This is a genomic window from Streptomyces subrutilus, assembly GCF_001746425.1.
In the GTDB taxonomy this organism is placed as follows: domain Bacteria; phylum Actinomycetota; class Actinomycetes; order Streptomycetales; family Streptomycetaceae; genus Streptomyces; species Streptomyces subrutilus_A.
Genome location: NZ_MEHK01000002.1, coordinates 566129 through 573861, shown reverse-complemented (window position 1 = coordinate 573861; position 7733 = coordinate 566129). Strand labels below are relative to the sequence as shown.

The window sequence follows — 7733 nt, the reverse complement described above, 5'->3', positions numbered from 1 at the left end:
CGGGTCCGGCAAGACGATCACGGCCGCGCCGCGAGCGCGCTGGAGTGCTTCCCCGGCGGCCGGATCCTCGTCACCGTCCCCACCTTGCCGACCCTGACCCTCGCACAGACCGCCCAGGCATGGCGGCTGGTGGGCCACCGGGCCCCGATGGTCGCGGTGTGCTCGCTGGAGAACGACCCGGTGCTGAACGAACTGGGGGTGCGCACCACACGAACCTGATCCAGCTCGCCCTGTGGGCCGGGACGGGGCCTGTCGTGGTGTTCGCCACGTACGCCTCCCTGGTGGACCGCGAGGATCTTGATGCACCCGAGGGTCAGCGGAAGGTCCGCGGGCCCTGGAGGCCGCTCTGGCGGCGGGGAACGCCTTTACGGACAGCAGATGGCGGGCTTCGACCTCGCGATCGTCGACGAGGCCCACGGCACCGCCGGCGACCTCGGACGGCCCTGGGCCGCCATCCACGACAACAGCCGAATCCCGGCAGACTTCCGCCTCTACCTCACCGCCACCCCTCGGATCCTGGCCGCCGCCCGGCCGCAGAAGGGCGCCGAGGGCGAGGAGCTGGAGATCGCGAGCATGGCCGACGACCCGGACGGCACCTACGGCGCGTGGCTCGCCGAGCTCGGACTGTCCGAGGCGATCGAGCGCGGCATCCTCGCCGGGTTCGAGATCGACGTCCTGGAGATCCGCGGCCCCTCCCCCGTCCTGGGCGAGTCGGAGGAAGCGCAGCGGGGCCGGCGCCTGGCACTGCTGCAGGCCGCCCGCCTGGAGCACGCCGCGGCATACAACCTGCGTACGGTCATGACGTTCCACCAGAAGGTGGAGGAGGCGGCCGCGTTCGCGGAGAAGCTGCCGGAGACGGCGGCGGAGCTGTACGTCACCGACGCGTCAGATGCCGATCTGGCGGCCGCGGAGAGGCTGCCAAGGTCGTCGATCGAGGCGGAGTTCTACGAGTTGGAGAGCGGCCGACACGTCCCGCCGGACCGGGTGTGGTCGGCCTGGCTGTGCGGCGACCATCTCGTCACCGAGCGCCGCGAGGTCCTGCGCCAGTTCGCCAACGGCATCGACGCGAACAACCGGCGCGTGCACCGGGCGTTCCTCTCCTCCGTACGCGTCCTCGGTGAGGGGGTCGACATCACCGGCGAGCGGGGCGTCGAGGCGATCTGCTTCGCCGACACCCGCGGCTCCCAGGTCGAGATCGTCCAGAACATCGGCCGTGCGCTCCGGCTCAACCGCGACGGCTCCACGAAGATCGCGCGGATCATCGTGCCGGTGTTCCTGGAGCCGGGCGAGGACCCGACCGACATGGTGGCCTCCGCGAGCTTCCGCCCTCTTGTAGCGGTCCTCCAGGGCCTGCGCAGTCACGATGAGCGCCTGGTGGAGCAGCTCGCCTCCCGCGCCCTCACGAGCGGGAAGCGCAAGGTCCACCTGCGCCGCGACGAGGACGGGCAGATCGTCGGAGCTGGCAGGGAGGGCGAGGACCAGAAGGACGGCGCCGACGCGGCAGCGGAGTCCACGCTGCTGCACTTCTCCAGCCCGCGGGACGCCGCCATGATCGCCGCGTTCCTGCGCACCCGGGTGTACCGTCCCGAGTCCCTGGTGTGGCTGGAGGGCTACCAGGCACTGATCCGGTGGCGGGCCGAGAACGACATCACCGGCCTCTACGCCGTCCCGTACGACACCGAGACCGAGGTCGGCGTCACGAAGGCGTTCCCGCTCGGCCGGTGGGTCCCCAACAGCGCAAGGCCCTGCGCGCCGGAGAACTCGAGGACCGGCGCAAGACCCTGCTGGACGCGCCGGAGGCCGGGATGGTGTGGGAGCCGGCGAGGAGGCGTGGGAGGCCAAGCTCGCCGCTCCGTCGTACCGCCGGGCCACCGGGCACCTGCGCCCCGGCAGGACGCCGTCTGGGGCGAGGACGACGAGATGGTGCCCATCGGCCAGTACATGGCCAACCTCCGCAGGAAGGGCGCGAAGACGGTCTCGGGAAGGACGAGGACACCGCGGCCCGAGCCGCGCAGCTCGCCGCGATCGACAAGGACTGGAACTGCCCCTGGCCCCTGGACTGGCAGCGGCACTGCCGCGTCCTGGCCGACCTGGTCGACGCCGACGGACAGCTGCCCGACATCGCCCCGGCGTGCTCATGGATGGCGACGACATCGGACGGTGGCTCCAGCAGCAGAAGCAGCCGGCTACCTGGGCGCGGCTGCTGCCCGAGCAGCAAGAGCGGCTGACCGCGCTGGGCGTGCCAGACCAGGCGCCCTCTCCCGCCCCCACGGCCGACCGTGCGGCGAAGGGGCCGAGCAAGGCACAGCAGGCGTTCCAGCGCGGCCTGACAGCCCTCACACAGTGGGTCGCGCGGGAAGGCGCGGACCGGCCGGTCCCGAGGACCCACGGGGAGGAGATCGCAGTCGACGGCGAGACGGAGCCGGTGGTCGTGAAGCTCGGCGTATGGGTCTCCAACACCAAGACCCGACGCGACAAACTCACCGCCGACCAGCGCACCGCCCTCACGAAACTGGGAGTCGACTGGGCGTGAGAGGACCTCAACGGCGCGGCTCGTCAACCAGCTAGTGGTGCCTCACGCGTAAGTGGGTCTCGGTCGTGTGACGAAGTCGCGGGTGGGCTGTGCGGGGGACCGCTGAGGGCTACCTTCTGGGCTTCGGGCAGCTTGAGGGGGCGGTATGCCGGCGGAAGACCTTGAAGACCTTGACGAGGCAATGAACGATGCCGATCTCGCCGAAGGCCAGGTACCGATCACGGCCTTGCAAGAGCATTTCAGTGTCTCGTTCACCCGGATGATCGCGTATGCCGCTGGCTGTTCGATCAAGCCGCACGAGACTGACTACGAGGGCGTCGACATCACGGTGGTTTCGTCTACCGAGTACCGCGGCTACTACGGCCCTCAGTTCGAGCTGCAGTTGAAGTGCACGTACCAGGAGAGCCTCCTCAAGGAGGATCACATGGCCTGGCAGATGAAGAAGAAGCCGTTCGAGAAGCTGACCCGGGAGAAGCGCTATATCCCGGCCTACCTGGGGGTTCTTCTCATCCCGCGCGAGCAGACGTCATGGCTCAGAACTGATGAGGATGGCCTTTTCACCCGTAGCCGGATGTTTTGGGAATCGGCAGATAATCTGCGACAAACTGAACCTGTCGCTGATCGGCACACTGTGCACCTGCCTCGCCGTAACCTGTTCACCGGCGATCAGCTGCTGAAGATCATGAAGCGAATCGGTGATGCAGAGGAGGGTTCGAGGTGAGCCGCATGACGCTGGACGGCTACCGCGAGGTCGCGGCTACGCTCACCCCTCCCGCCGTATCCCAGTTCCTTGCGGCTCACGACTGGGAACTCGAGCAGCGACAGCCACACATCCGCGAGGTCTGGCGCTACGCTTCCGGACGCTCGGGCGATGCGGCACGCGTCATGATCCCTTTGGCGACCGACTTCGCGGACTTCGGGGCACGGTTCACGGACGCACTGGAGTCTTTGGGGCACATTCACGACTGGGACGCCGCCGAGCTGCTGGAGAAGGTTGTCGCCACCCGGGCAGACCTCTTCTTCGTGCGCCTCGACCAGGCAATGATCGACGGAACAATCCCCTTCCACCAGGCCGACAAGACGCTCCAGGCCATCTACAAACTGATGAAAGCGGCGGCGACCACCACCGCCGACCCTCGTCACTCGCACCGCGGCCGTCGGCCGGCTGCTGTCAGTGGCTTCCTGGAGGACGACGTACGGCTCGGACACACCAAGCACGGCAGTTTCGTCTTCACCGTGGTCACCCGCCTCGGAGATCCGGTCGACGGCCCGGAGGACGAGGCGCAACACCCCCCGCTGGCCTTCCCTCGAAGGGTCATGGAGACCCTGGCCCGGGGGCTGGAGACCACGAAGCGCCTCACCCGGGCCTGGGACGGAAGTGCTCTGGAGTCACCCAGCAGCCACGGGCTCAGCGCGGGTTTGGTCGAGTCTCTCGAAGAGATGTCGCAGCCAGACCACCTCCGCTCGGTGGACTTGTCATTCGAGTGGGCAGCCGGGGAACCGAAGCCGGATGTCGGCCTTGCCACCATCGTCCTCGACAGGGACGTCATCTTGGGGCTGCCGAGCGTCAGGGAGCGGCTGGTGCGGCAGGAAGAGCCCCTGCGGAGAGAGACCCTCATCGGCCTCGTGAAGTCCCTCACCAGAGAAGACGCCGCCGCTTCCGACGAGGAGGCAGCCCTGGTGATCGTGGCAGCCGAAGTCAACGGCAAACCGCTGCGGGTCCACGTACCGCTTGCAGGAGACGATCACGGGTGGGCGATCATGGCCTACCAGCGTCAGCTGCCCTTCACTGTCACCGGCGACCTGTCCTACGAACGGCGAGCATGGCGTCTCACCGGTGACATCACAGTCGACTCAAGTTTCCTCCAGCATCTGAGCGGAACGCCCGTGCCGGACACCGAGGCATAGGCGAGGAAGACCATAGCCGCCGTGGAGTTGCCAGCGGCCGCTCTGCGGGAGCTGGGCATTGGCTGGGCCTGACGTCGTTCGTCAGTGCTCGCCCTTACCGTGCTGCCATGGAATTGGGAGATGCAGCAGGGTGGGTCGGGGGTGCGGCTGGCATAGCCGCGCTGGTGTACGCGCAGCTGGCGCACAGACATGCGAGTAGGGCGAACGAGCTGGCCCAGGCGGCGAACGTCCAGAGCAGCGCATCCACGAGGCTGGCTGAGCAGGCGAATCAGCTTGCTGAGGAAGCCAATGTGTACGCGCGGCGTGGAGAGGCACGGGATATCGAGCGTGACGATGTCCGGTGGGAGGGTGATTGGGTCGAACCGGGTCGCTACGGGTTGGTGCAGCAGGGCGAGGCCACTGCCCATGATGTCGTGGCCGTCGTCAGCGTGGACGGTTCCGAGGTCTCGATTCGCAGTCCCCGAGTAGTGAATGGTGAGACCTTGATATTCGAGTTCCCAGCGGCGGCCGCCGCCTATTCCGCGGAGCGCGCCTCGTGGGACGAGGCGGTGGCTGAGGCTGCGCGGCCCCGCGGGACGGCCTGGCCTCCGCTCTCGGCCTTCGTGGCTCAGCCAGACCCGTTGCGGATGGGTTTCCACGACCACCGCATCAGCGAGCGCGTCGACTGGGCCACAGCCCAAGGTGCCCACAAGGTGCACGAGTCCGAGCAGAAGTTCGCCTCTCTGGGCCCCCACTGAGCCCCGTGCGGGCCGCCGGCCGTGATCGGCCAAACGACTGCGCGCGCAACCCCCTGTCTTGCAGAATGTCCCCCCGTACACGTGTCTGCACTGCGGTGTGGAGGGAGGGCGATGCGGCCCGAGGAGACCCTGGACATCAAGCTGGCCTTGGCAGGTTGGTTCGCCGGTAAGCCGGCCGCGGAGCTGGCGGAGATGGAAGCCGAGGCTTACGCGAAGCAAGGGTTCAGTAACTCACCGCAAGACGAGCTGGACAGTCTGCGTATCGCGCAGAACTACTGGGTGGCACCAGACATGGTCCGCATCGTGGAAGCGGCGCAGGAAACTCTGCCGGACGAAGACGTTCTCCTTGAGGAGCCGCCCTCGAGCCATGGATTTCTCGTGCTCGCTGAGCCCTTCACCATTCGGTGCGCCGATCCGGAGTGTGTGGACGACCACCCGTTCAGCGGCTTGCGGTGGCGCCCCGTCCATCGAGTCCTCCCAGCCAACAAGTGGGCGGAGGAGCAGCACGATGACGGGATCCTTATCCAATGGATCGGGCCTGTGGTTGGCGAGGAGGAGCGCCAGTTCTTCGGATCGCCTGTCGCGCCCGTGGGGAATGGGATGTTCATGCCCGCGGGTCGCCCTCTCCAGATGGCTCAGTCGGTAGAAATCGGCGCCATGCGTCCCGAGTCTGCTGTCCTGTGCCGATACGCACGCACCATGTGGACCCTGATGCAGCAGCCGCTGGTGGCCGTTGGTGAGCTGGAAGCGGACCGTGCCCAGCGGAGGCGACTCCAGCGGGCAGGACGGATACCCGCCGCTCCCGTCGCAGTCGTCACCCTGCGGCGCAAGACAGCAACGGGCGGGAACAACGACGAGGCACAAGAGGTCGAGTGGTCTCACCGCTGGGTTGTCCGAGGGCACTGGCGGCGTCAATGGCACCCACGCCTACAAACCCACCGCCCAGTCTGGATCAGCGAGCACGTCAAAGGACCGGACGACAAGCCGCTGCTCGTACGCGAGAAAGTCATCACCTGGCGTCGCTAGGCGGATCAGTCAGACTGCGGAACTTACGTCCGGTCGGCTGGGGTGGAGGGAACGGTATGCCGAAGATGACGGGTGGGCCCGCAAAGTGGATCGGGGCGGGAATGACCACAGCTGGCAAGGACGACATCAAGCACATGACGCCGAAACAGCGGGCCCGTTACCGACGAGAGGGCTTTTCCTGGTCGGACATCAAAAAGATCGACCAGGCGATCGGCAAGGGCGAGAAGTCAGTGACGTTGGCTTCGGCAACGCGCACGGTGACGATCACGTTCAGGTAGGGCGGACCGGCCCGGTCGGGCCGGTAGCGGTCAACGCGTCGCTATGTGACCGGCTCCAGGTCACTGGTGGATGGGTCATGAGGGCCGCCAATACCGGCGGCGTCGAGTTCGTGCAGCTCCCGGAAGGGGTCATCGAATGCGTCGCAGCGAGGCCCGTACTCCTCGGCGAGGCACACCCACGTGCCGGGCCAGGCCGGGTGCCGGTTGGTGAGGGGTTCACCGCACGCCTCGCAGCCGACGGCGGGCAGGCCGTGGGAGCGGAGGATGGAGACGGCTTCGGTGCCTTCGGCGATGTTGTGGCCGGTGGAGTGCCAGCTCAGCACCTGGTAGAGCTCGCCGAGGGGGTGGAGCTCGTCGTAGTCCCGCCAGGTGTGGAGGCCGGCGGCGAAGACGCGGCGCCGGAAACCGAAGCGGGGGGCAAGCCCGTTGCCGGGCTCCACCACGCAGTCGATGCCGGTCAGGTCGATGTCTTCGGGCAGCAGGTGCGGCAGGGCGTGAAGGATCGCGGCCGTGGCCGTCTCGGGATCACTGTGGTTGAGGTAGGCGGTGACCAGCGCTTCACGGGCCTGGGAGTTCGGGTACAGGACGACCTCGATGACGGGCTTGCCATCGATGAGGATGACCTGCTGACCGTAGGCGGTGTGTTCCGAGGTGAACACGGCAACGCTCTCACCGTTGCCGACCGCTTGGACGGCGGCCGTGACGGTCGGGTAGGCGCGGTAGAAGCGCACCCATTCCGGGAGAGTGTCCGGGGACGCCAGGTATTCGGCGATGTCCGGCGGGACCTCGGTCATGCAGTGTTCCTCTCGGGACGCGCGGAGCAGACAGCTCAGGGTGTCCCATGACGGGGTGGCCGCGGGGCTTCTCTGCGGATTCCATGCCGCTGTTCGACCAGGGACCGCTTACGCGCGTGCGGCAGGTCAGCCCGCGACTGCGGCCGGACCCCCGCCGAGCCGGGGTACGTCCTCCACGCTCGCGTCCAGGCGCAGGCGCACGTACCGGATCGGCTGCCGGTAGACGCCGCCCCGGTCGATGGAAGTGTCGGCGCGGATCTCCGCGACGAGGTCCGGCTGGACGACGGTGGTGTCGAGGATGACGCGGGTGCCCCATGCCGAGGAGAACTTCGCGCCGGTCCAGGGATGGGCGGGGCCGACGAGGGTGAGGTGCCTACAAACGGCCGCGTCCAGGTAGAGGAAGAGCAATCACGCGACCGCCACAAGCAGCATCCATGCTGGCAGCGCTGGCGTCGTG

At 67.7% G+C, this 7733-nt stretch carries 7 protein-coding genes and 1 pseudogene; 6 read left to right on the top strand and 2 right to left on the bottom strand.

Annotated features, from left to right (window positions below; all coding sequences use genetic code 11):
* The 6 genes and pseudogenes from BGK67_RS35525 to BGK67_RS35500 form a co-directional block, all read left to right on the top strand.
* A pseudogene (locus tag BGK67_RS35525) lies at positions 1-2533 on the top strand (Helicase associated domain protein); the annotation flags it as partial.
* Between the two features lie 145 nt (positions 2534-2678).
* Positions 2679-3254, top strand: coding sequence for a DUF4365 domain-containing protein (locus BGK67_RS35520; protein ID WP_069924650.1), 576 nt, complete (start codon positions 2679-2681; stop codon positions 3252-3254).
* A gap of 5 nt (positions 3255-3259) precedes the next feature.
* A complete protein-coding gene (locus tag BGK67_RS35515) occupies positions 3260-4441 on the top strand; it encodes a hypothetical protein (RefSeq protein ID WP_244291582.1) in 1182 nt (393 codons plus the stop codon).
* A gap of 107 nt (positions 4442-4548) precedes the next feature.
* A complete protein-coding gene (locus BGK67_RS35510) occupies positions 4549-5178 on the top strand; it encodes a hypothetical protein (RefSeq protein ID WP_141754179.1) in 630 nt (209 codons plus the stop codon).
* Positions 5179-5289: 111 nt separating this feature from the next.
* Entirely contained in the window at positions 5290-6204 is a 915-nt protein-coding gene (locus tag BGK67_RS35505; protein ID WP_069924647.1) for a hypothetical protein, read from the top strand.
* 56 nt (positions 6205-6260) lie between these two features.
* Positions 6261-6482 (top strand): hypothetical protein, encoded by a 222-nt coding sequence (locus BGK67_RS35500; protein WP_069924646.1) that lies wholly within the window; start codon positions 6261-6263, stop codon positions 6480-6482.
* 41 nt (positions 6483-6523) lie between these two features.
* Here the strand turns inward: BGK67_RS35500 and BGK67_RS35495 are convergent, their stop codons facing one another.
* Both BGK67_RS35495 and BGK67_RS35490 read right to left on the bottom strand, forming a co-directional pair.
* The gene (locus tag BGK67_RS35495) at positions 6524-7276 is read right to left on the bottom strand and encodes a hypothetical protein (protein ID WP_069924645.1); all 753 of its coding nucleotides are present in this window, start codon (positions 7274-7276) and stop codon (positions 6524-6526) included.
* A 126-nt stretch (positions 7277-7402) separates the two neighbouring features.
* Entirely contained in the window at positions 7403-7684 is a 282-nt protein-coding gene (locus tag BGK67_RS35490; protein ID WP_069924644.1) for a hypothetical protein, read from the bottom strand.
* Positions 7685-7733: the final 49 nt, after the last annotated feature.